A 23,317-nucleotide genomic window follows, 5' to 3' on the forward strand; every position below is an offset into this window, starting at 1 on the left:
AGCCGGGACGGGTCGGCTGGCAGGCTGACGCGGTGCGAATCACCGGACCCTTCACCGTCGGCGACCGCGTCCAACTGACCGACGCCAAAGGCCGGCACTACACCATGGTGCTGGCGACCGGTGGGGAGTTCCACACCCACCGCGGCATCATCGCCCATGATTCGGTGATCGACCAGCCCGAGGGCAGCGTGGTGAAATCCACCAACGGTGACCCCTTCCTGGTGCTGCGTCCGCTGCTGATCGACTACGTCCTCTCGATGCCGCGCGGTGCTCAGGTGATCTACCCGAAGGACGCCGCGCAGATCGTGCACGAGGGCGACATCTTCCCGGGCGCAAGGGTTTTGGAGGCCGGCGCCGGCTCCGGCGCGTTGACCTGTTCGCTGCTGCGGGCCGTTGGACCGGGCGGTTCTGTGACGTCCTACGAGGTGCGTGACGACCATGCCGTGCATGCCGTGCGCAATGTCGAGACCTTCTTCGGCGAGCGGCCCAAGAACTGGAACCTGGTCATCGCCGACCTCAACGACTATGACGGCGGGCAGGTCGATCGCGTGGTGCTCGACATGCTCGCGCCGTGGGACGTGTTGGAGACGGTCTCGAAGGCACTCGTGCCGGGCGGCGTCCTGATCGTCTACGTCGCTACCGTCACGCAGCTGTCGAAGACGGTCGAGGCGCTGCGCGAGCAGCAGTGCTGGACCGAACCGCGGTCGTGGGAATCGTTGCAGCGCGGCTGGGACGTTGTCGGCCTGGCGGTGCGTCCGCAGCATTCGATGCGCGGCCACACCGCGTTCCTGATCAGCGCGCGCCGGCTGGCGCCGGGCGCGGTGACGCCGCAGCCGCTGCGACGCAAGCGCAATATCTAGTCCTCGCTGCTGACCAGACCCCGCCGGACCGACAACAATTCGATCTCGGGCCGGGCCGCCACCTGGCGCTCGGCGGCATCGAGCACCTCGACGACGTGCTGACGGTCAGCAGCGACGGTCGACACCCCGATCGCCGCGCGACGGTGCAGTTCCTGATTGCCGCTCTCGGCAGCGGACACGAAGAATTTGCGCTGCAGTTCGGCGATGATCGGCCGGATCGCCGAGCGCTTCGCTTTCAGCGAGCGGACGTCGCCCAACAACAGGTCGAACTCCAGCCAGCCGACCCACATCGACAGCTCAGCGGGCCGGGGTTGTCGCGGCGTCAGGCCCGCCCGGCTGCCCCAGCTTCAGCAGCAGGTTCGCGGTCTGCCGATTCAGCTGCCAGGAGTCGCGGATGGGGCTGAATTCCATGGGGAACGTGAACTTGTTGTCCGGTGCGGCGACGGAACTGATCGTGATCGTGGCGATGATGTCGCCCGGCTGCCCGGCCGACCACAGCAGGTCCGCCGCCGTCACGTTCATCGGATTGAAGCCGTTGTCGCGCAGTGCCCTGGTGAAGTTGTCCAGCCCGGTCTGATCTTCGACGGTGCCGTATTGGATCAGCCCGATCTTTTGTGCCGAAGGCACCGCGGGGTCGGCGATCTTGTAGAGCACTGCGGTGAGCGCATCGGGCGATGGCAGCGGCGCTGTCGCGGGGGACTTGGCGTCGGTGGTGAGCAGGGAACGGGGCATCGGGTCGGCGGGCGGCTCGACGTGTTCACTGCACCCGGACAACCCGATCGCCGCCGCGATGACGGCGATCAAGGTCCCTCGGGTTGGGTTCACCGGGATGCTCCTGGTGTGCCTACTTCACCGACGACAGCAGAGTCATGGCCGACCCCTTGGAGAGTTGCCAGCCGGTGGGGCTCGGGCCCGCGATGAAGGTCAGCGGCTCAGACGCGGTGGCGCCGGTGGCGGCAGTGGCCGTCACGTTGGCCGTCGCGGTGCCGTCTCCGAGGTCGTCGATGTCGGCAACGGCGAAGCTCATGGGGAACACGCCTTGCTTGACAGCGTTGCTGTACGCCCGGTCGGCGGTGATGGCCTCGAGCCGGCCGACGCCGCCCTGGATGTAGCTGCCCTTGGACCCAGCGAAGCTTCCGGCGGCCGTCAGCCCGGTGAGCGTCGACACCAGTGACGTCTGCAGGCCTGGCGCGGGCGCCTGCGGCAGCGGAACCTGCCGAACGACCGGCGAGACCGCCGCCCGCATCCCAGTGGTCGGGATGGCCGTCTGGGAAGTCACAGTCGTACCGACGGCTGCCGCACCGACGAGGGCGGTGGCTGCGATGCCGGTGACGAGGGATTTGACGATCACTGCGGTCCTTTCGATGAGCCCGACTTGCGTATGAGGTTAACAGCGCGGTCAGAGCAACACCCGTGTGTCGTGATTCCTTCGACGCCCATGAACGGCAGATCGCCGGTAGCGTTGAGGTATCCGCCGCACCAACTTCCGGTGTGGGAAAGGAGCGCAAGATGTCTGAAATGGATCGCCCGGACGCCTTCGGCAACCCGGGCACATCTCATCAGAACCCCATGTCCAGCACCGATGCCGCCGAGTTGGCGCGGCTTCGTAGCGAAACGGCGGCGCTGCGCGAGCAGCTCACGAACGCGGCCGCGGCGCACCGCGGTCCGCGTGATGTGCAGCAGCTCGAAGCCCGCATCGATTCGCTGACGACTCGCAACGGCAAGTTGATGGACACCCTCAAAGAAGCGCGGCAGCAGTTGCTGGCGCTTCGCGAGGAGGTCGATCGGCTCGGGCAGCCGCCCAGCGGTTACGGCGTCTTGCTGCTGACTCACGACGACGACACCGTCGACGTCTTCACCTCCGGTCGCAAGATGCGGCTGTCGGTGTCGCCGAACATCGAGGTGTCCGAACTCAAACAGGGCCAGACCGTCCGCCTCAACGAGGCGCTTACGGTGGTCGAGGCGGGCTCGTTCGAGGCGGTCGGCGAGATCAGCACTCTGCGCGAAATCCTGAACGACGGTAAGCGCGCCCTCGTCGTCGGTCATGCCGACGAGGAACGCATCGTCTGGCTCGCCGAGCCGTTGATTGCGCTCGAATACCTCGACCCCGAGATCGTCGAGCTGCTGGACGACACCGACGACTTGTTGGACGAGCGAGCGCGCAAGCTGCGGCCCGGTGACTCGCTGCTGGTCGACAGCAAGGCGGGCTATGCCTTCGAGCGGATCCCGAAGGCCGAGGTCGAGGATCTGGTCCTCGAAGAGGTGCCCGACGTCGCCTACAGCGACATCGGTGGCCTGACGCGGCAGATCGAGCTGATCCGCGATGCGGTGGAGCTGCCGTTCCTGCACAAGGACCTGTACCGGGAGTACTCACTACGGCCGCCGAAGGGCGTCCTGCTGTACGGCCCTCCTGGTTGCGGCAAGACGCTCATCGCCAAGGCTGTCGCCAACTCGCTGGCCAAGAAGATGGCCGAGCTGCGCGGCGACGACGCCCGGGAAGCCAAGAGCTACTTCCTCAACATCAAGGGCCCCGAGCTGCTGAACAAGTTCGTCGGCGAGACCGAGCGGCACATCCGGTTGATCTTCCAGCGGGCGCGTGAGAAGGCGTCCGAGGGCACTCCGGTGATCGTGTTCTTCGACGAGATGGACTCGATCTTCCGCACCCGTGGTACCGGTGTCAGCTCTGACGTCGAGACCACCGTTGTGCCGCAGCTGCTTTCGGAGATCGACGGTGTCGAGGGCCTGGAGAACGTCATCGTCATCGGCGCCTCCAACCGCGAGGACATGATCGACCCGGCGATCCTGCGGCCCGGCCGCCTGGACGTCAAGATCAAGATCGAGCGGCCGGACGCCGAGGCGGCGCAGGACATCTTCAGCAAGTACCTCACCGAGGACTTGCCGGTGCACGAGGACGACCTGCGCGAGTTCAACGGCGACCGGACATTGACCATCAAGACGATGATCGAAAAGGTCGTCGACCGGATGTACGCCGAGATCGACGATAACCGCTTCCTCGAGGTCACCTACGCCAACGGCGACAAGGAGGTCATGTACTTCAAGGACTTCAACTCCGGCGCCATGATCCAGAACGTGGTGGACCGGGCCAAGAAGTACGCGATCAAGTCGGTGCTGGAAACCGGGCAGCGCGGCCTCCGTATCCAGCACCTCCTGGACTCGATCGTCGACGAGTTCGCGGAGAACGAAGACCTGCCCAACACCACGAACCCCGATGACTGGGCACGGATTTCGGGCAAGAAGGGCGAGCGGATCGTCTACATCCGCACGCTGGTCACCGGCAAGTCGTCGAGCGCCAGTCGCGCGATCGACACGGAATCCAACCTGGGGCAGTACCTGTAGGCACGACGACTGTGAGGGCTGTGCACGCGAGACTCCGGAATCGCGTGCACAGCCCTCACAGTCGTTTGCGGTCGGCGAGATACCGGTCGCGGGCGTCCAGCCGGCGGCGCAGGCTGTCGATCTGGGGGTCGACGAACTCGGCCCGGTATTCGGCGTCGGTGGTGGTGCGCGCGGTGATGTACATGAAGGTCAGCGCACCCAGGAACAGCGCGGTCTGAATCAGCGCTTCCGGCACCGGCAGCGTCATGCCGAAGACGGTGCCGTCGGGCGAGCCGTTGTTGCGTGTCCACTCCGCCAGCAGTTTCGGGCTGATGAGGATGAGGCCGAGCACCAGGAAGATGAATGCGGTCACCAGGGCAACGATCAGCAGTTGCAGCACCTGGGACATGGCCAGCACGAAGACCACGTTGACCCGCTCGATGCGGGTCAACGGGATTCGGCGGGCGGGCTGAGGCATGTGCTCGAACGGGGTGCCGGCCAGGATCGCGTTCTCGGCCTCGGGCGCATCCGGTTGCGTGGCCGTCAGGATCGGCCGAACCCGGTCGATGGTGGTCGTGATGACGAATGCCACGGCGATCAGGGCCAGGAAGCCCAGCGCGGACCACAGACGTGCCCTGCTGACGATCGCTGCCATGAGCCAGACGTAGGTGTTGAAGAACACCAGCACGGTCAGCAGCATGATCGGCAGGGCTCTCACGAACAGACTGCCGACGAGTGTCAGGTTGTGGGTCGTGACGTCCAGCGCCCAGCCCAAGATGGAGCCGATGCCGGTCGCTGTGCAGACCAGGATGGCGGCGATGATCACGGCCACATACACCACGTTGCCGGGGACCTTCGGGCCCGGACCGCCGAGCACCGCGCCGGCGGCGCACACCGCCACCGCCACTGCGGCCGCCGCGGCCCGGTTGCGCCACGACGAGATGCGCGACACCAGCCAGCCGGCCAGCGCGGCCACCGGCGCCACCAGCACGAGCAACGCCAGCACGAACCACTCGGTCCGGGTGGGTTGGCCTTCGATGTTGATGGTGTGTTTGCCGGTGACGGCGGTGACGAGGATCGAGTTCGCCATGAACACCGCGAACGCGGCCAGCGCCGGTGCCGACCGTTGCCACAGCCGCCGCACGAGCGCTCCTGGGCGCAGCACTGCGGGCAGACCCCGGCGCAGAAACCAGGTCTCGGCGGCGACCCGCTCGCTCGGCGATGACTGATCCCGTCGCTTCGCTCGCCCAGATGCGGTCATGCGCCCAATGGTGCAACACGGACACCCGGCTGTGTGCGTGGACGGCTTTCTCGCTGGGGCTCGGCTCCGGCCTGTCGGGCCCACGCATCGCCAGTCCGTCTACGCTGTGCGGCATGCAACGGATCATCGGAACAGAGGTCGAATACGGCATTTCATCGCCGTCGGATCCGACCGCGAACCCGATCCTCACGTCCACCCAGGCGGTGCTGGCGTACGCGGCGGCCAGCGGCATCCAGCGGGCCAAGCGCACGCGGTGGGACTACGAGGTCGAGTCCCCGCTGCGCGACGCCCGTGGTTTCGACCTGAGCCGCTCCACGGGACCGGCACCGATCGTCGACGCCGACGAGATCGGCGCCGCCAACATGATCCTCACCAACGGCGCCCGGCTGTATGTCGATCACGCGCACCCGGAGTACTCCGCTCCCGAGGTCACCGACCCGATGGACGCGGTCATCTGGGACAAGGCCGGCGAGCGGGTGATGGAAGCCGCTGCCCGGTATGTGGCCAGCGTGCCCGGGGCGGCGAAGCTGCAGTTGTACAAGAACAACGTCGACGGCAAGGGTGCGTCGTACGGCACGCACGAGAACTACCTGATGAGTCGGCAGACGCCCTTCAACTCGGTGATCGCCGGGCTGACGCCGTTCTTCGTGTCCCGTCAGGTCGTCACCGGTTCGGGCCGCGTCGGCATCGGGCAGTCGGGGGATGAGCCGGGCTTCCAGCTGACCCAGCGCGCCGACTACATCGAGGTCGAGGTCGGCCTGGAGACGACGCTCAAGCGCGGCATCATCAACACCCGCGACGAACCGCATGCCGACGCCGACAAATACCGCCGGCTGCACGTCATCATCGGTGACGCCAACCTGGCCGAGACATCCACGTATCTGAAGGTGGGCACCACGTCGCTGGTGCTCGACCTGATCGAGTTCGGGGCCGCCGAGGGCATCGAGCTGTCCGACCTGGCGCTGGCTCGCCCCGTGCACGCGGTGCACGTCATCAGCCGGGATCCGTCGCTGCGCGCGACGGTGGCACTGGCGGACGGCCGCGAACTCACCGGCCTTGCGCTGCAACGCATCTACCTGGACCGGGTGGCCAAGTTGCAGGAGCGGCGCGACCCGGACCCGCGCGCCAACCATGTCATCGAGACCTGGGCGCATGTTCTGGATCTGTTGGAGCGTGATCCGATGGAATGTGCCGAAATCCTGGACTGGCCGGCCAAGCTGCGCCTGCTGGAGGGGTTCCGGCAGCGTGAGAACCTGAGCTGGAACGCCCCGCGCCTGCATCTGGTGGACCTCCAGTACTCCGACGTGCGGCTGGACAAGGGGCTGTACAACCGCCTGGTGGCGCGCGGCTCGATGAAGCGGTTGGTCACCGAGCAGCAGGTGCTCGACGCGGTGGACAACCCGCCCACCGACACCCGGGCGTACTTCCGTGGCGAGTGCCTGCGCCGGTTCGGTGCGGACATCGCCGCGGCCAGCTGGGATTCGGTGATTTTCGACCTCGGCGGCGAGTCGCTGGTGCGGATTCCGACGCTGGAACCGCTGCGCGGTAGCAAGGCACATGTCGGCGCGTTGCTCGATTCCGTGGACAGTGCGGCCGAGTTGGTGGAACAGCTGACGACGTAATGGCTTGTGTTCCCGGGGAACCCGGGCACGGACCGGTAGTGTGAAGTTAGTAATCGAGCAATCAGGAGGCGGCGATGGCTCAGGAACAGACCAAGCGCGGCGGTGGCGGTGGAGAGGACGACGACCTCTCCGGCCCGTCTGCCGCAGGTCAGGAACGTCGCGAGAAGCTCGCTGAGGACACCGACGACCTGCTCGACGAGATCGATGACGTGCTGGAAGAGAACGCAGAGGACTTTGTGCGCGCGTACGTCCAAAAGGGCGGCCAGTGACGCCAGCGTTCGGGCCTTTCTCTGATCGACTGGATGTCACCTCACCGCACCTGAACCTGTCCTCATTTTCGGACTTTCTCAGTCGGCAGGCACCTCACCTGCTGCCGGCCGCGGACGTGCGGAGCAACTGGGCTTCAGCGGGTGATGTTCGGCCCGGTTCCGATCTGCCGCACGGTACGACGATCGTCGCGATCAAGTACCCCGGCGGTGTGCTGATCGCGGGGGACCGGCGGGCCACTCAGGGCAACATGATCGCCAGTCGCGACGTGCAGAAGGTACACATCGCCGATGACTACACGGCGACCGGTATCGCCGGTACCGCGGCCATCGCGGTGGAGTTCGCGCGGTTGTACGCGGTCGAGCTGGAGCACTACGAGAAGGTCGAAGGTGTGCCGCTGACCTTCCGCGGCAAAGTGAACCGGCTGGCCACCATGGTGCGTGGCAATCTCGGCGCCGCGATGCAGGGTTTTGTCGCACTGCCGCTGCTGGTGGGCTACGACCTGGATGACTCCGATCCGGGCAATGCCGGTCGCATTGTCTCCTTCGACGCCGCGGGCGGCTGGAACTTCGAAGAAGAGGGCTACCAGTCGGTGGGTTCGGGGTCGCTGTTCGCCAAGTCGTCCATCAAGAAGCTGTATTCGCATGTGAGCGATGCCGATTCGGCGCTGAAGGTCGCCATCGAGGCGCTCTACGACGCTGCCGACGACGACTCGGCCACCGGCGGACCGGATCTGACGCGTGGCATATACCCGACCGCGGTGCTTCTCGGCGCCGACGGTGCCGAAGAGGTCACGGAGGAGCGCATCGCCGCGTTGGCCCGGGAAGTCATCGCCAACCGGACCCGCGCGGGAGGTAATGCCTGATGAGCTTTCCGTATTTCATCTCGCCCGAACAGGCGATGCGGGAACGTTCCGAGCTTGCACGTAAAGGCATTGCGCGGGGTCGCAGCGTGGTCGTGCTGGCCTATGAGGGTGGCGTGCTGTTCGTGGCGGAGAATCCGTCGCGGTCGCTGCAGAAGGTCAGTGAGCTGTATGACCGGGTCGGTTTCGCGGCCGTCGGCCGGTTCAACGAGTTCGATAACCTGCGTCGCGGTGGTATCCAGTTCGCCGACACCCGGGGCTATGCCTACGACCGGCGCGATGTCACCGGTCGCCAGTTGGCCAACGTCTACGCCCAGACGCTCGGCACCATCTTCACCGAGCAGGCCAAGCCGTACGAGGTCGAGCTGTGTGTCGCCGAAGTGGCGCACCACGGCGAGACGAAAGCCCCTGAGCTGTACCGGATCACGTATGACGGCTCGATCGCCGACGAGCCTCATTTCGTCGTGATGGGCGGTACCACGGAACCGATCATCACCGCACTCAACGACTCCTACGAGGAGAACTTGAGCCTGGCCGACGCGGTGAAGATCGCCGTCGACGCGCTGCATGCCGGTGCCGGCGCGGACCGCGTGCTGGGCGCGGCCACGCTCGAGGTGGCGATTCTCGACGCCAAGCGCCCGCGCCGCGCGTTCCGCCGGATCACCGGCGCCGCGCTGGACGCGGTGCTGCCGAAGGCTGAGGCGGAAGCCAAGGACGAGGGCCCGGCCGCCGCTGACGAGAGCAAACCGGACGCCAAACCCGAAGGCGACGCGGCCGAGTAATCACTCGGACGACAGGACGGCTGTCAGTCCGCGCAACAGCACCGCGATACCGAATTCGAAGGCGTCGTCGGCGCGTTCGGGTTTGGTGCTGCCGGTGGCGAGTGCGGCGGCGAACTCCGGGCTGACTTCGGCGCCGGGCTGCCAGGGTTCGTCGGGCGCGGCGACATCGAGTGCTGAGCCCAACACGAACGCGTCGATCAGGGTGATGGCGCGCAAGGTGTCCGCGGGATCGAATCCCGCGCGGCCGAACGCGACGGCCAGGACGTTGTACATGGTGAGGGCGTGGTCGCTGTTTACCGCGTGCGAGGTCAGCAGGGGAATGAGCCGCGGGTAGCGCGCGTAGCTCTGGCGGTAGGACCGCATGATGTCGGCGGCGACGTCCGTCCACGGGCGGTGTGGGTCGTCGGCGGGCAGCGCGACGTCGGACATCGCCCGTTCGCGTAGCAGCTCGACGATCTGTTCGCGCCCGGCGACGTGGTTGTACAGCGACGATGGGCTGACCTTGAGGGCCCGGGCCAGTTCCGGGACGGTGAAGCCGCCCGTCTTGTTGACCAAATCCATTGCTGCGCCGGCGATGCGATCCGTGGAAAGCAGCGGTTTGGAGGGGCGGCCCATGGAATCTTTCTACTACCTCTTTACAAGCGCGGGTAAGCCGGGCCACAATAAAACGAATCAAATTCGTTTTAGGAGTCCAGCTGATGATCACCCTGACCGCCACGGCGCCCGAGTCGCTGTCCCGCAGTACCGAGTCGACGCGACCGCCGGTGCGGGTCGGTCTGGTGCAGCATCGCTGGCGTCCCGAGGCTGACGAGCTCGCCAAGGTGCTGCGCGACGGCATCGATCGGGCGGCCGGGGATGGTGCCACGCTGGTCTGCCTGCCGGAGATCACGCTGCTGCGGTACCCCGCCGATACCCCTGCCGGCCCCAACCCCGGCGACACCGCCGAAGACCTGCTCGCGGGGCCGACGTTCGCGCTGGCCGCCGAGGCCGCTCAGGCCAACGGCGTCTTCGTGCACGCTTCGTTGTATGAAAAGGCACCGGCGGCAGACGGTTTGGGCTTCAACACGGCGATCCTGGTGTCCCCGTCGGGTGAGTTGGTCGGCCGGACCCGCAAGATGCACATTCCGATCTCGGCGGGCTACTACGAGGACACCTATTTTCGGGCCGGCCCGGCCGAGTACCCGTACCCGGTCTACGAGCCTGAGGGGCTCGGCGCCAAGCTGGGTATGCCGACCTGCTGGGATGAATGGTTCCCCGAAGTGGCCCGTAGCTACTCGCTCGGCGGCGCCGAGATCGTCGTCTACCCGACGGCCATCGGGTCCGAGCCGGTCTTCCCAGCGTTCGATACGCAACCGCTGTGGCAACAGGTCATCGTCGCCAACGGCATCAACAGTGGCTTGTTCATGGTGGTGCCCAACCGAATCGGCGATGAGGGCGCCGTGACGTTCTACGGCTCGTCGTTCATCTCTGACCCGTACGGTCGGGTGCTGGTGCAGGCGCCGCGCGACGAGGAGGCCGTGCTGGTCGCCGACCTGGACCTGGACCAGCGCCGCGACTGGCTGGAGCTGTTCCCATTTCTGCTGACCCGGCGGCCGGAGAGCTACGGTGCGCTGACCGCGCCCGTCGACGCGCAGCGTCCGTACGGCGCCGGCCACGTAGCCACGGCGGTGGTGAAGTGACCTGTTATGTGATGCCCGCGGAGAGCGCACCGCAGGACAGGGTGTGGATGGCGTTCCCATCGGCAGGTTATTCGTTGGGAGACAACGAGACCGAACAGCACGAAGCCCGCTCGACGTGGGCGGCCGTGGCGCACGCGGTGCTGGAGTTCGAACCGGTGACCATGGTCGTTGACCCCGCCGAAATGGCGGTCGCCCGCCGCTATCTGTCCGCCGATGTCGACATCGTCGAGGCGCCGCTGAACGACGCCTGGATGCGCGATATCGGGCCGACCTTCGTGCACGCCGACGACGGTTCGGTGGCTGCGGTCGACTGGGTGTTCAACGGATGGGGCGCCCAGGACTGGGCGCGCTGGGATCGCGACGCGAAAATCGCTGCCGCAGTCGCCGGTTGGGCGGGAGTTCCGGTGGTCGACTCGACGCTGGTCAACGAAGGTGGTGGTATCCAGGCCGACGGGCAGGGCACGGTGCTGGTCACCGAGACCGTCCAACTCGATCCCGGCCGCAATCCCGGCGCCACCAAGGCCGACGTCGAGGCCGAACTGGCCCGCACCATCGGCGCCACCCACGCCGTCTGGCTGCCGCGAGGCCTGACCCGCGACTCGGAGCGCTTCGGCACCCGCGGGCACGTCGACATCGTGGCAGCCATCACCTCACCAGGGCGCCTGCTGGTGCATGCCCAGCGCTCCGACGCGCATCCGGACCACTTGGTGTGCAAGGAGATTCGCGAAGCGATCGCCGACACCTGTGACGCTGCGGGCCGGCCTTGGGAGATCGCGGAACTGCCCGCGCCGGACCTGCTGACCGACGCCGAGGGCTACGTCGACTACAGCTACATCAACCACCTGGTGGTCAACGGGGGCGTCATCGCGTGTGCGTTCGGCGATCCGCGCGACGCCGACGCGGCGGCGATCCTGGCCGAGCAATACCCGGGCCGGCGAGTGGTCAGTGTCGATGCACGGCCGCTGTTCGAGCGGGGCGGCGGCATCCACTGCATCACGCAGCATCAGCCGTCTGCCCTGAGCTAGGGCGAGTTTGGCCGCGGCCCTGCTGATTACCAGCCACGGCATGGCCATCAAACTCGAGGACGTCGGCATCGCCATGCTCGCCACGGCTGCCATCCGTTCCGTGGCGTGGCGACCTACGAGGACGTCTACAGCCTCACGTATGTCCGCGGTCCCAGCGGCATCATCGTGATGTTCGCCGAGGAGCTCAAGAAGAGCTGACGGCGATCAACCGGCTGACCGCTGCACTCACCCGATCACGGTTGCCCGCGCCGTTGCGCACCACCCACGACGTGAGGTGCTCGAGCAGCTCACGGATCTCCAGTAACGCCTGAATGCGTTGGCTCTCATCGGTCTTACCCGTCAACACCTCGGACCACAGGGCATCGAGATCGAGGATGTCGCGTACCGTCGCGTAGGCCATCGCCACGTCGGAGGTGCTCACCGAGAGCCGTTCCTGCATGCGATAGATGGTGCCCGGGCCGACGCGGTTGATCAGCTCACCGGCGACCGAGGTCGCGACGATCTCGCGGCGCAGCGGGTGGTTCGCGATCTCGCTCCGAGCCTGTTCGGCAATGGTGGCCGGGAAGTACTGCTCCAGGCGGCCGACGAACAATTCGTGGTCCGGCACGTCGGAGGCCAACAGCTCCTGTGCCACCAGATTCTTGGATTGCGCCAGCAGCACGGCGATCTCGGGTCGCGTCAGTCCCAGCCCGACCAGGCGCCGCCGGTCCAGTTCCTGCTTCGACGGCAGGCCTTCGACGTCGGGGTCGACGCCGGCCTCGTCCTGCAGGTTGGCGATGAGCCTGATGTGCCGGTCCAGCAGAGAGCCGGCTTCGGCCGCAGCCATGCTGATCGCCAGAATTTGGTCCGCGTTGTCGGCCAGCACCCGCGCGGCGACATCGTCCGTTGCTCCCGCGAGCAGCGAATTGCGAAGGGCTGTATCGACATTGCCGGAGTCCAGCGCGACCTTCAGGTTGACCTCGAGGTCGGACGTGGCGACACCCGCGGCGTTGTCGATGAAGTCGGCGTTGACCCGGCCACCGTTCAGTGCGAACGCGACACGCGCCTGCTGCGTCAGGCCGAGGTTTCCGCCCTCACCGATCACCTTGCAGCGCAGCTGCGATGCGGTGACGCGCACGCGATCATTGGCCTTGTCCTGGGCGTCGGCGTCGGTCTCGTCGTCGGCGCGCACGTAGGTGCCGACGCCACCGTTCCACAGCAAGTCGACAGGCGCGCGCAGCACGGCGCTGATCAGCTCGTCGGGCGTGCATTCGCCGGTCTTGATGCCCAGGCTCACCCGGGCTTGATCTGACAGCGGGATCGATTTCGCGGTGCGCGGCCACACGCCGCCGCCCACCGAGATCAACGCCGGGTCGTAGTCCTGCCAGCTGGACCGGGGGAGGGCGAAGAGCCGTGACCGCTCCTGATATGAGGCTGCCGGGTCCGGATTCGGGTCGAGGAAGATGTGTCGATGGTCGAAAGCTGCGATCAGCTTGATGTTGCGGGACAACAGCATTCCATTGCCGAACACGTCCCCGGACATGTCGCCGATGCCGGCGACGGTGAATGGCTCGACGTCGATGTCATGACCGGCCTCGGCGAAGTGCCGGCGTACTGACAGCCAGGCGCCACGGGCGGTGATGCCCATGGCCTTGTGGTCGTATCCGGCCGACCCGCCCGACGCGAAGGCGTCGCCGAGCCAGAAGCCGTATTCCGCGGCAATGGCATTGGCCAGGTCCGAGAACGTGGCGGTGCCTTTGTCGGCGGCGACCACGAGATAGGCGTCGTCCCCGTCAGGGCACACGGTGCGGTCGGGATGGCGGATGGTGCCGTCCACGATGTTGTCGGTGACATCGAGCAGACCGCGGATGAAGGTGCGGTAGCCGTCAGCGGGATCGACAGTGGCAGAACGCAAGACGAAGGCGCCCTTGGCGCCCGTCGGCACGATCGGGGCGTTCTTCACGGCCTGCGTCTTCATCAAGCCCAGCACCTCGGTGCGGAAGTCCTCGGCGCGGTTGGACCAGCGGAGCCCGCCGCGGGCGATGGCGCCACTGCGCAGGTGCACGCCCTCGACGGTGTCGGAGTGCACGAAGATCTCGCGATAGGGGACAACGGGTCCCGTGATCGACAGCCGCGATGAGTCGATCTTGAACGACACGTAGTCCTTGGAGCGGCCGTCGGGCCCGACCTGGAACCAGTTGGTGCGCAACGTCGCAGCGACGAATGCGTGCAGAGCCCGTCGGATCCGGTCGTCATCCAGCGAGGCCGCGGCATCCACCAGAGCGGTGACTTCTCGATCCGCCTGCTCGATGTCCGCGGTGGCGTCCGGGTTGAACCGGGCGTCGAACAATGCCAGTAGCGCATTGACGAATTCGGGTGCGGCGACCAGGGATTCCACGATGTAGTCCTCGGAGAACCCCAGTCCCGTCTGCCGGACGAACCGGCACGCCGCGCGGATCAGGACAGCCCGGCGCCAGTCGATGCCGGCCGCGGCGATGAGCATGGCGAACCGGTCGACGTTCCAGCGCCCCGCGATGGCGGCCTCGCATGCCTGCGCGACCAGGTCACGTGTCGAGGCAGAGAGCGAGAGGTCGCCGAACTCGTAGCAGTGCCCGGCGTCGCCGCAGTGGTGATAGGAGGCGACGCGCAGGCCGAAAGATTCGAACATGGCGCAGACGTCGGCCAGGAACGGCGGATGGCCGGGCCACTGGATTTGGGCGTGGTTGTTCAGCCCGTCGGCGTCGAAAGACACCCGGGCAGCGGAATTCTGCATGGGAGGACTACTCCGGTCTATTTACTTGGAGGTCTGCGAATGTGGATGAAGGGCGGCGGAAGCCATTGCAGCGCAATTACTGAAGGGCGATGTACTTGGTCTCGAGGTACTCCTCGATACCTTCGCTGCCGGCTTCACGGCCGATGCCGGATTCCTTGATGCCGCCGAACGGCGCGGCCACATCGGATATGACGCCACGGTTGACGCCCACCATGCCGGCCTCGATCGACTCCGCGACCCGCAGCGCACGGTCCAGGCCCTGCGTGTAGACATATGCTGCCAGGCCGTATTCGGTGTCGTTCGCGGCATCGATGCCGGCCTGCTCGCCGTCGAATCCGATGATCGCGGCAACCGGTCCGAAGATTTCCTCGCGCAGGAGGCGGGCGTCGGACGACACGTCGGCGAGCACGGTCGGTGGGTAGAAGAAGCCTTCGCCCTCGACGGGTTTGCCGCCGGTGGCGACGGTGGCGCCCTTGTTGACGGCGTCCTGCACCAATTCGTCGACCGTGGCCCGTTGCTTGGCGGTGATGAGCGGACCGACCTGGCTGCCGGTCTGATCGCCCGGGCCGGTGGTCAGCGCCGCCATGCGCGCGGCGAGTTTTTCGGTGAACTCGGCACGCACCGCGTTGTCGACGTGGATGCGGTTGGCGGCGGTGCAGGCCTCACCCATATTGCGCATCTTGGCGGCCATGGCACCGTCGACCGCGGCGTCCAGATCGGCATCGTCGAACACCACGAACGGAGCATTGCCACCGAGTTCCATCGAGGTGCGCAGCACCCGATCGGCGGACTGCCCCAACAATTTTCGTCCGACACCGGTGGAGCCGGTGAAAGTCAGCTTGCGCAGTCGCGGGTCCGCCAGCAGCGGTCCGGTCAGGCCGGCGGCGTCAGTGGTCGGCAGGATGGACAGCACACCGGCGGGCAAGCCGGCGTCGGCGAACACCTGGCCCAGCAGCAGCATGGTGAGCGGCGTCTCGGCTGCGGGCTTGACGATCATGGTGCAGCCGGCTGCCAGCGCCGGCCCGATCTTGCGGGTGCCCATCGCCAATGGGAAGTTCCACGGTGTGATCGCCAAGGTGGGACCGACGGGCTGCTTGGTCACGAGGATGCGGCCGTTACCGGTGGGGGACTGGGTGTAGCGGCCGTTGATCCGGACCGCTTCTTCGGCGAACCAGCGCAGGAACTCGCCGCCGTAGTTCACCTCGCCCTGGCTCTCCGCCAAGGGTTTTCCCATTTCCAGCGTCATGGTCAGGGCGAAGTCGTCGCGACGCTCCATGACCAGTTCCCACGCGCGGCGCAGGATTTCGGCACGTTGGCGGGCCGGGGTGGCGGCCCACGAGGCCTGCACGGCAACGGCCTCGTCGAGGGCGCGGGCACCGTCGGCGGGCGCGGCGTCGGCGACCTCGATGAGGACGGCGCCCGTGGCCGGGTCGTGCACGGCGAACCGTGCTCCCGTGGACGCCGGCACCTGCAGGCCGCCGAGCCACAGTTCGGTGGGCATGGACTCCAGTAGCGTGGCGCGGTCGATCATCGGGTTGCCGCCATTTCGCGCACGATGTCGCCCAGCACGGCGATGCCTTCTTCGAGCAGCTCGTCGCTGATCACCAGCGGCGGGAGCAGCCGGATGATGTTGCCGTATGAGCCGCAGGTCAGGATGATGACGCCGCGCTTGAACGCTTCTGCCGCAATGGCTTTGGTGAGTACTGGGTCAGGGTCAGTGGTTCCCGGTTTGACGATTTCGACCGCCAGCATGCCGCCACGTCCGCGGACGTCGCCGACCACCCCGGTGTCGCGCAGGGCCTGCAACTTGGGCAGTACCGAGGCTTCGATGGCGCGGGCCCGGGCGGGCAGGTCCATCTCTGCCATGGCGTCGAGGGTGGCCAGTGCCGCGGCGCAGGCCACGGGGTTGCCGCCGTACGTGCCGCCCAGGCCGCCGGGATGCACGGCGTCCAACAGTTCGGCACGCCCGGTGATGGCGGCCAGCGGCATGCCGCCGGCGATGCCCTTGGCCAGGGTCATGATGTCGGGGACGATGCCGTCGTGCTCGGAGGCGAACCACGCTCCGGTGCGGGCGAACCCCGTCTGCACCTCGTCGGCGATGAATACAACGCCGTTGGCCTTGCACCAATCAACCAGGGTGGCAAGGAATCCCGGCGCGGGCACGATGAAGCCGCCCTCGCCCTGAACGGGTTCGATGATCACGGCCGCGAGAGAAGCGGCGCCGATCTGGGTCTCGATGCGGCTGATGGCGGCCTTGGCCGCGGCTTCGCCGGTGAGCCCGTCGCGGTAGGGGTACGACGCCGGCATCCGGTAGATCTCCGGCGCGAACGGGCCGAACTGGGTCTTGTAGGGCATGGCCTTGGCGGTCAGCGCCATCGTCATGTTGGTGCGGCCGTGGTAGGCGTGGTCGAAGGCAACCACGGCGTGGCGGCCGGTTGCCAGCCGCGCCACCTTGACGGCGTTCTCGACGGCTTCGGAGCCCGAGTTGAAGAATGCGGTGCGCTTCTCGTGGTCGCCGGGGGTCATGGCATTGAGCCGCTCGGCCAGTTCCACGTAGCCCTCGTAGGGGGTGATCATGAAGCAGGTGTGGGTGAACCGGGCTGCCTGTTGCGCGACGGCGGCAGCGACAGCGGGATGCGATGCGCCGACACTCGTGACGGCGATGCCCGAGCCCAGATCGATGAGAGAGTTGCCGTCGATGTCGACGATGACACCGCCATCGGCGTCCGCCGCGTAGACCGGGGCGGAGGAGCTCACGCCGCCCGCGACCGCGGCCTGCCGCCGCACCGACATTTCGGCCGATCGGGGACCGGGCAGCGCGGTGACGATGTTGCGCTTCTGCGCCAGTCGATAGGTGATGTCGGTCATCGGTTGCTCCTGGTGATCGAACGGCTTGTGTACTGCTGATTCTTGGCTGTTCGAGCGGCGATGACCATGTCCAAATTGTCGAATCGGCGCAGCTACCGCGCTCCACTTTGTCGCCCGCTGGGCGCATCTGTGAAGGTCGACTATCGCGATCTGCGGAAGTAGCTCGGTGCGGTGCCTTCCCAGCGCTTGAAAGCGTGGGTGAAGTTGGCCGTTTCGGCGTACCCCAGGTGCCGGGAGACCTCCTCCACCGACAAATCCTGCTGTAGCAGTTCGACGGCCAATTGGCGGCGCACCTCATCGAGCAGCGAGCGGTAGGAGGTGCCCTCGGCCGCAAGGCGGCGGCGCAGTGTGCGTGGATCGATGTGCAATTCGTCGGCGATGGTGGGCATCGCCGGTAGTTCCCCGGGGTTGTGCAGCAGCCGGCTGCGGACCTGCCCTGCGACGCCGACGCGAGACAGCCGGCGTTCGAGCACGTCTCGGCATTGTTGTTCGAGCTTGCGCGCCGTGTTCGCGTCGGCGAGTGGCGACGGCATGTTCAGAACTTCATGGGTGGCAGCGACGCGGTTCGTGCGTTGGCCGTGACGTACCGCGGACTGAGGGAGCTGCCACAGCTCTGCGAGCTTTGCGGCGCGGTCGGCATCGAGTGTCGTCTCCGCCCACGCAGGTGTCAGCGCTAGGTTCGCGCCCTGCGTCGCGGCGACGAATCCGGCGAGGTCCCGCTCGACGATGAACGGCCTGACATCCGTGGGCAATTCACTGTCATCGCCCACCAGGTAGCCGTATTCGTCGTCGGTCTCCACCGAGAACCGCAGGTGGGTGGGGGAGAGCGCGAGATAGGGCAGGATCAGCTCTACGCCCTGTCGCAGGGTGGGACCGGCCAGGATCAGAAAGCCGAGCAAGCCGGCCCGCCCGAGTGTGGAATGCAATCCCACCTCGATGCCGACACCCGGTCTGTCACCAAGTCCCGCAATGAGATTGCGGATCACGTCGAATTCCTGGTGCGCCCAGATTTCGGCGTTCTCGTCATCGAGGCCAGCTTCGGTCAGTCCGCTACCCGCGAGACATTCCGTGAGCGTCATCCCATGCGCGATGCCGCCCTGCACCATGATGCGGACGCCTTCGGTGCCCCGCGGCACCGCCCAGACCGGGGTCATTCCCACTGTCCGAAAATACCAAATCGTCGTCCCGTTGGAACATTCAATCGCTTGGCCGGCGTCCGTAGCGTTTTCTCCGAGACGCAACCGACGGTGGTTGCCCGGAAGACGGAGTGTCGAATGTCGCCAGTTGAAGTGGTCGATCGGGCGGACAGTCAAACCGCCGCGCGAACGGCGCTGCCGGATCCGGGCGAGCAGGTACCCAAGTTGGCGTGGCCGACGGTCGCGCTGTTTCTTGCGGGCGCAGTGGCATTCGCCGCGTCCACCGTCGCATACCTTGTCGGCGCCGTGCCGACATGGGTCCCCATCGTGGTCAACGCGGTGGTGTCCTTCACGATGTTCACCGTCGCTCACGACGCCATCCACTACGCCATCAGTTCCACCCGTTGGGTCAACGGATTGGTCGGACGGTTGGCGGTGCCGTTCGTCCAACCGATGATCTCGTTCCCCTCGTTCGGGTTCATTCACATCGAGCACCACCGGCATTCGAACGACGACGAGAACGATCCGGACACCTTCGCCTCCCATGGGCCGGCGTGGCAGCTGCCGCTTCGGTGGGCATTGCTCGACGTGTCCTACGGCGGTTATCTGATCCGCAAGTTACGTGGTCGCCCGAAGGCGGAGGTCGTCGAAACCTTGGCGTGCGTGACCATTTCGGTGGCCGGATTGATCGTCGCGTCGATGTCGGGCCACTTGTGGACGCTGGCCGTCGTCTTCATCATCCCGCAGCGGATCGCGGTTGTTGTCCTGGCGTGGTGGTTCGACTGGATGCCGCACCACGGCCTCGAGGACACCCAACGCAGCGACCGCTACCGGGCGACCCGAACCCGCGTCGGCATGGAGTGGCTCTACACGCCGTTGATGCTGTCGCAGAACTACCACCTGGTGCACCACCTGCATCCGTCGGTGCCCTTCTACCGGTACACCAAGACCTGGCGCCGCAACGAGGAGGCGTACCTGGACCGGGGCGCCGCGATTTCCACCGTGTTCGGGCAGGAGCTCAACTCCGACCAGTTCCGGGAGTGGAAGCAACTGAACGGCAACCTCGGTCGACTGCTGCCGGTGCGGATGCCGGCGCGCTCGAGTTCCCCGCATGCGGTGTTCCATCGGATTCCGGTGGCCGCGGTCGACCCGATCACCGCCGACAGCACATTGGTGACCTTCGCCGTTCCCGAGGCGCTGCAGGATCAGTTCCGCTTTGAACCGGGCCAGCACGTCTCGGTGCGCACCGACCTGGGCGGTGAAGGGGTGCGCCGCAGCTACTCGATCTGTGCGCCGGCCACCCGGGCGCAGTTGAGGATCGCGGTGAAACACATTCCGGGAGGAGTGTTCTCGGGGTTCGTGGCCGACCGGCTCCAGCCCGGCGATGTACTCGACGTGATGACCCCGGCCGGCAGTTTCAGTTCCGTGTTGCATCCGCTGCATCGCAAGCATTACGTGGGTCTGGTGGCGGGCAGCGGCATCACCCCGGTGCTGTCGATCCTGGCGACCGTCATGGAGCTCGAAACCGAGAGTCGCTTCACCCTCATCTACGGCAACCGCACCAGAGAGTCGACGATGTTCCATGCCGAGCTCGACCGTCTCGAATCCCGTTATGCCGACCGCCTCGAAATCCGGCATGTGTTGTCGAGCGAACCGCGGCACATCGCGGAGCTGTCGGGGCGCATCGATGCGGACCGCCTGACTGGCTGGCTCACGACCGACCTTCGTCCGGACACGGTGGACGAGTGGTTCCTGTGTGGCCCCGCCGCGATGTCGACCGGTGCACGCGAGACGTTGATAGAGCGTGGTGTCGACCCGGAGCGGATCCATCTGGAGTTGTTCACCGGCTTCGGCCGCACCGACGCGCCCGCACGCGACTACCAGGCCGCAACTGTCACCTTCCAATTGTCCGGAAAGACGCAGGCTTTCGGCCTCCAGGCCGGCGAAACGATCTTGGAAGGCGCACTGCAAACGGGCAGCAGCGCGCCCTACTCATGCATGGGCGGCGCGTGCGGTACCTGTCGAGCCAAGTTGCTCGACGGCACCGTCGAGATGGAGCAGAACTTCGCCCTCGGCCGCGATGACCTCGAAGCCGGCTACATCCTCACCTGTCAGTCGCATCCGACCAGCGCGGCGGTGTCGGTCGACTACGACGGCTGACGGGGTAGTAACGTCGCGGCGCATCGTGGGTCAGGGGACTTGCGGATCGCCCTGAGTTCAATCGTGGTGGTGAACTGCCGGTGGTTATAGAAGCCAGGGACATCCAACCCCCGAAACAGATACCTCGCTTCAATCGGGATGGCTTGCAGTGCATCGTCATTGAAGCGAGGTACTTGTCTGCGTCGGTGTTGATCCGGTACCCACGTACACGGTTACTCGGCCTTTTGCGCCCAGGTTGCAGGGTCAACGGGTACAGGGAATTGCCTCTCACACGAAACGCGCCCGTCATGCCGAAGCATGACGGGGCACGTCGAACCGAATCAGGGCAGTGGCGGCGTATCCATGGTGAGCGTCTCGCCCCGGAAGTACGCCGGCTGGACGGTGCGCATGACGAGCATCAGGATGGCCCCGAAGAGCAGGATGCCGAAGCCGAGGTAGAACACCAGGCCGATGCCGCCGATCTCCGCGCCGCTGCCGCTGGCCGTCGGGTCCATACTGACGAGCACCGACTTCACGAAGACGGAGAGCAGCATGATGCCACCGAGCAGCGGGAATGTCAGCTTGTAGATGACGTTGTGCAGGCTCCGGAACAGTTCCTTGCGGAAAAACCAGACGCACGCGAACGCGGTGATGCCGTAGTACCAGCAGATCATGATGCCAAGGGCGGCAATGGTATCCAGCAGCGTGCGCTCGGACAGCAGCGTCACGATGGTGTAGAAGGCGGCTGTCACAACGCCGGCGACGACGGTGCTGTACACCGGAGACAGTGTCCGCGGGCTGATCTGGGCGAATTTCTTCGGGAAAGCCCCGTACGTACCCATCGCCAGCATGGTGCGCGCGGCCGGCAGCACGGTGGTCTGCAAACTGGCGATCGACGAGGCGAACACCGCCAGCAGGAGCAGCGGCCCGCCCCAGTCGCCCAGCACCGGATAGGCCAGCGCGCCGAATACGTTGGCGGCGTTGTCTTTATTGCCAAGACCCAGCCCGGTATCGCCGATGCCCGCATACATCATCACGGCGACCGCCACGAGGAGGTACGTCAGCAGAATCGACAGCACACAGAGCAATCCGGCGCGGCCGGGGACCTTGGTCGGGTCCTTGCATTCTTCGCCGAGCGTCAGGCAGGTATCCCAGCCCCAGAATGCGAAGATGGAGCCGATCAGCCCGATCACGAAGGCGCTCAGCGTGAGTCCGGTGAAAGGGTCGAACCAATCGATGTCGAAACTCAGGTGTCCTTCGGTGCCACCCGACCGCACGATCGCGACGATCGCGAACGTGACCAGCACGATCATCTGGAAGCCGACCAGCACATACTGCACCTTTTCGCTGGTCGTGATGCCGCGGCAGGAGATGTAGGTGGCGATGGCCAGCAGTGCGACGGTGGAGCCGATGTTGACCCAGACATTGTCGGCCGAGAGTGTGGCGAGCTTTTCGTTGTGCAGCACCTTGCCCAGGAACTCATAGCCGAACTGGACGCCGATCGAGGCGAGGTTGGACAGCACGATGATGGTGGCGATCACCATGCCCCAGCCGCACATCCAGCCGATATACGGGCCAAAAGCCTTGGTGGACCAAGTGAAGGAGGCGCCGCAGTCGGGTGCCCGCGAGTTCAGCTCGCGGTACGCGTACGCCGTCAGGAACATGGGGATGAAACCGGCGATGAGGATGGCCGGCATCTTGAGCCCGACCGCGGCGACGATGAGCCCGATGCTGGCGGTGAGGGTGTATCCGGGTGCCACGGTGGAGATACCGAGAATGGCTCCGGTGAAGGTACCGATGCGGCCTGCCGCGAGGCCCTTGGCGACCAGACCTTCCTCCCGCTCGACGCGGGCCAGGTCGGTGTCGGCCAGTTGTTCAGTCACTATCAGCCCCTTCATCTTTCGGAACCACGATCATCGGAACCTGCAGGACGCGCAGCATTTTCGCCGCGGTCGAGCCGAGGAACAGCCGGCGCGGCTGGGCCAGCCGACTGGACCCCACCATGATCACGTCGCCGTCATGCCAGCCGAGCTTGTTGACGGCGTCTTCGACGGTGGGGCCGGAGGCAACGCGCGAGGTGACCGGAATGTCCTCCGGCAGAGTTGACCTCGCCTGATCGAGGGCGTTTTGGGCGTGTTTCTGTGCCAGCTCCAGATCGTCGGAGTTGTCGACGGCGACGAGCGATACCAGGCGCAGCGGTGTCTGGGTGTCGCGGCAGAGCCGCAAAGCGGAATTCAGCAGCGCGTCGGCGCCGGGCCGGGTGCCGACCGCGCAGGTGACTTCCCGAATCCGTTCGTTGCGAGTCAGGCGCGCGCCGCGCGGCGCGATGACCACGGGAATCGGAGACGCATGGACCAGGTCGTTGACCACCGATCCCAACGACAACGAACCGGCGATGCCGCCGCCTGCGCCGCCCACCACCAGTGCTTCGGCTCCCACGGCCTCTGCCGCCGCGATCAGGCCTGCCGTGCTGGACTCGTCGAAGCTCAGGTGTGTGGTCACCGTGATGTCATTGCGGATCCCGGCCGCGGCGGCGGCAAGCCAGCCCTCCGCTTCCCGTAGCAGCACGTTGCCGGGGATCGCAGCCAGCGCCGGTCGCTCGCTGGGCAGCACCATGCAGAGGTCGATCTCTGCGCCGAGCGTGTGGGCGAGCTGCTCGCCGACGGCCACGGCGTCGTTACCGCCTGGTGTGGCGAGGTACGCGACGGCAATACGCGGGGTGCTCACG

Annotated in this window: 20 protein-coding genes and 1 pseudogene; 10 read left to right on the top strand and 11 right to left on the bottom strand. The window is 66.3% G+C overall.

Going from position 1 to position 23,317, the window contains the following annotated elements:
* The first annotated feature begins 32 nt into the window (after positions 1 to 32).
* Positions 33 to 860, top strand: coding sequence for a tRNA (adenine-N1)-methyltransferase (locus ACX12F_RS10345; protein ID WP_459370302.1), 828 nt, complete (start codon positions 33 to 35; stop codon positions 858 to 860).
* Here the strand turns inward: ACX12F_RS10345 and ACX12F_RS10350 are convergent.
* Genes ACX12F_RS10350 through ACX12F_RS10360 form a run of 3 tightly spaced genes read right to left on the bottom strand, consistent with a single transcriptional unit; the run spans position 857 to position 2,211 of the window.
* Positions 857 to 1,150: a DUF503 domain-containing protein gene (locus ACX12F_RS10350; RefSeq protein ID WP_459369476.1), complete on the bottom strand. Its 294-nt coding sequence runs from the start codon at positions 1,148 to 1,150 to the stop codon at positions 857 to 859. The genes ACX12F_RS10345 and ACX12F_RS10350 overlap by 4 nt on opposite strands.
* A 7-nt stretch (positions 1,151 to 1,157) precedes the next feature.
* Positions 1,158 to 1,685, bottom strand: coding sequence for a lipoprotein LppK (locus tag ACX12F_RS10355; RefSeq protein ID WP_459369477.1), 528 nt, complete (start codon positions 1,683 to 1,685; stop codon positions 1,158 to 1,160).
* Positions 1,686 to 1,704: 19 nt separating this feature from the next.
* Complete coding sequence (locus ACX12F_RS10360) at positions 1,705 to 2,211, bottom strand: MTB12 family secreted protein (protein WP_459369478.1); 507 nt, start codon at positions 2,209 to 2,211, stop codon at positions 1,705 to 1,707.
* A 158-nt stretch (positions 2,212 to 2,369) separates the two neighbouring features.
* On the opposite strand from ACX12F_RS10360, the gene arc reads away from it, so the two are divergent.
* A complete protein-coding gene (arc, locus tag ACX12F_RS10365; protein ID WP_459369479.1) occupies positions 2,370 to 4,217 on the top strand; it encodes a proteasome ATPase in 1,848 nt (615 codons plus the stop codon).
* A 55-nt stretch (positions 4,218 to 4,272) separates the two neighbouring features.
* Here arc and ACX12F_RS10370 read toward each other — a convergent pair whose 3' ends face one another.
* Entirely contained in the window at positions 4,273 to 5,457 is a 1,185-nt protein-coding gene (locus ACX12F_RS10370; RefSeq protein WP_459369480.1) for a hypothetical protein, read from the bottom strand.
* Positions 5,458 to 5,570: 113 nt separating this feature from the next.
* Between ACX12F_RS10370 and dop the strand changes: the two genes are divergently transcribed.
* From dop to prcA, 4 genes are all read left to right on the top strand, one after another.
* Positions 5,571 to 7,079, top strand: coding sequence for a depupylase/deamidase Dop (gene dop / locus ACX12F_RS10375; protein WP_459369481.1), 1,509 nt, complete (start codon positions 5,571 to 5,573; stop codon positions 7,077 to 7,079).
* A gap of 74 nt (positions 7,080 to 7,153) precedes the next feature.
* Entirely contained in the window at positions 7,154 to 7,348 is a 195-nt protein-coding gene (locus tag ACX12F_RS10380; protein WP_064986355.1) for a ubiquitin-like protein Pup, read from the top strand.
* Positions 7,345 to 8,211 carry a proteasome subunit beta gene (gene prcB / locus ACX12F_RS10385; RefSeq protein ID WP_459369482.1) on the top strand — a complete coding sequence of 289 codons (867 nt, stop codon included), beginning with the start codon at positions 7,345 to 7,347 and terminating at the stop codon, positions 8,209 to 8,211. The genes ACX12F_RS10380 and prcB overlap by 4 nt, the downstream gene beginning before the upstream one ends.
* On the top strand, positions 8,211 to 8,990 hold the full coding sequence (gene prcA, locus ACX12F_RS10390) for a proteasome subunit alpha (protein WP_459369483.1): 780 nt from the start codon (positions 8,211 to 8,213) through the stop codon (positions 8,988 to 8,990). Before prcB ends, prcA begins: the two co-directional genes overlap by 1 nt.
* Here the strand turns inward: prcA and ACX12F_RS10395 are convergent, their stop codons facing one another.
* Positions 8,991 to 9,605, bottom strand: a complete 615-nt coding sequence (locus tag ACX12F_RS10395) for a TetR/AcrR family transcriptional regulator C-terminal domain-containing protein (RefSeq protein ID WP_459369484.1) — start codon at positions 9,603 to 9,605, stop codon at positions 8,991 to 8,993.
* A gap of 83 nt (positions 9,606 to 9,688) precedes the next feature.
* Between ACX12F_RS10395 and ACX12F_RS10400 the strand changes: the two genes are divergently transcribed.
* From ACX12F_RS10400 to ACX12F_RS10410, 3 genes and pseudogenes are all read left to right on the top strand, one after another.
* Positions 9,689 to 10,669, top strand: a complete 981-nt coding sequence (locus tag ACX12F_RS10400; RefSeq protein WP_459369485.1) for a nitrilase-related carbon-nitrogen hydrolase — start codon at positions 9,689 to 9,691, stop codon at positions 10,667 to 10,669.
* A gap of 11 nt (positions 10,670 to 10,680) precedes the next feature.
* On the top strand, positions 10,681 to 11,694 hold the full coding sequence (locus tag ACX12F_RS10405; protein WP_459370303.1) for an agmatine deiminase family protein: 1,014 nt from the start codon (positions 10,681 to 10,683) through the stop codon (positions 11,692 to 11,694).
* 75 nt (positions 11,695 to 11,769) lie between these two features.
* Positions 11,770 to 11,892 (top strand): annotated as a pseudogene (locus tag ACX12F_RS10410) (VOC family protein); the annotation flags it as partial.
* Here the strand turns inward: ACX12F_RS10410 and ACX12F_RS10415 are convergent.
* The 4 genes from ACX12F_RS10415 to ACX12F_RS10430 form a co-directional block, all read right to left on the bottom strand.
* On the bottom strand, positions 11,879 to 14,446 hold the full coding sequence (locus ACX12F_RS10415) for an NAD-glutamate dehydrogenase domain-containing protein (protein WP_459369486.1): 2,568 nt from the start codon (positions 14,444 to 14,446) through the stop codon (positions 11,879 to 11,881). The pseudogene ACX12F_RS10410 and the gene ACX12F_RS10415 sit on opposite strands and share 14 nt — an antisense overlap.
* A gap of 76 nt (positions 14,447 to 14,522) precedes the next feature.
* On the bottom strand, positions 14,523 to 15,977 hold the full coding sequence (locus ACX12F_RS10420) for an NAD-dependent succinate-semialdehyde dehydrogenase (protein ID WP_459369487.1): 1,455 nt from the start codon (positions 15,975 to 15,977) through the stop codon (positions 14,523 to 14,525).
* The gene (gene gabT / locus ACX12F_RS10425) at positions 15,974 to 17,314 is read right to left on the bottom strand and encodes a 4-aminobutyrate--2-oxoglutarate transaminase (protein ID WP_459369488.1); all 1,341 of its coding nucleotides are present in this window, start codon (positions 17,312 to 17,314) and stop codon (positions 15,974 to 15,976) included. The genes ACX12F_RS10420 and gabT overlap by 4 nt, the downstream gene beginning before the upstream one ends.
* A 140-nt stretch (positions 17,315 to 17,454) precedes the next feature.
* The gene (locus ACX12F_RS10430; protein ID WP_459370304.1) at positions 17,455 to 18,468 is read right to left on the bottom strand and encodes a helix-turn-helix transcriptional regulator; all 1,014 of its coding nucleotides are present in this window, start codon (positions 18,466 to 18,468) and stop codon (positions 17,455 to 17,457) included.
* A 120-nt stretch (positions 18,469 to 18,588) separates the two neighbouring features.
* Here ACX12F_RS10430 and ACX12F_RS10435 point away from each other — a divergent pair, with 120 nt between their 5' ends.
* On the top strand, positions 18,589 to 20,610 hold the full coding sequence (locus ACX12F_RS10435) for a fatty acid desaturase (RefSeq protein WP_459369489.1): 2,022 nt from the start codon (positions 18,589 to 18,591) through the stop codon (positions 20,608 to 20,610).
* Between the two features lie 320 nt (positions 20,611 to 20,930).
* Here ACX12F_RS10435 and ACX12F_RS10440 read toward each other — a convergent pair whose 3' ends face one another.
* Both ACX12F_RS10440 and ACX12F_RS10445 read right to left on the bottom strand, forming a co-directional pair.
* Positions 20,931 to 22,472, bottom strand: a complete 1,542-nt coding sequence (locus ACX12F_RS10440; protein WP_459369490.1) for an APC family permease — start codon at positions 22,470 to 22,472, stop codon at positions 20,931 to 20,933.
* On the bottom strand, positions 22,465 to 23,316 hold the full coding sequence (locus ACX12F_RS10445; protein ID WP_459369491.1) for a universal stress protein: 852 nt from the start codon (positions 23,314 to 23,316) through the stop codon (positions 22,465 to 22,467). Before ACX12F_RS10445 ends, ACX12F_RS10440 begins: the two co-directional genes overlap by 8 nt.
* Position 23,317: the final 1 nt, after the last annotated feature.

It is taken from the genome of Mycolicibacterium sp. HS_4_1 (genome assembly GCF_054515875.1).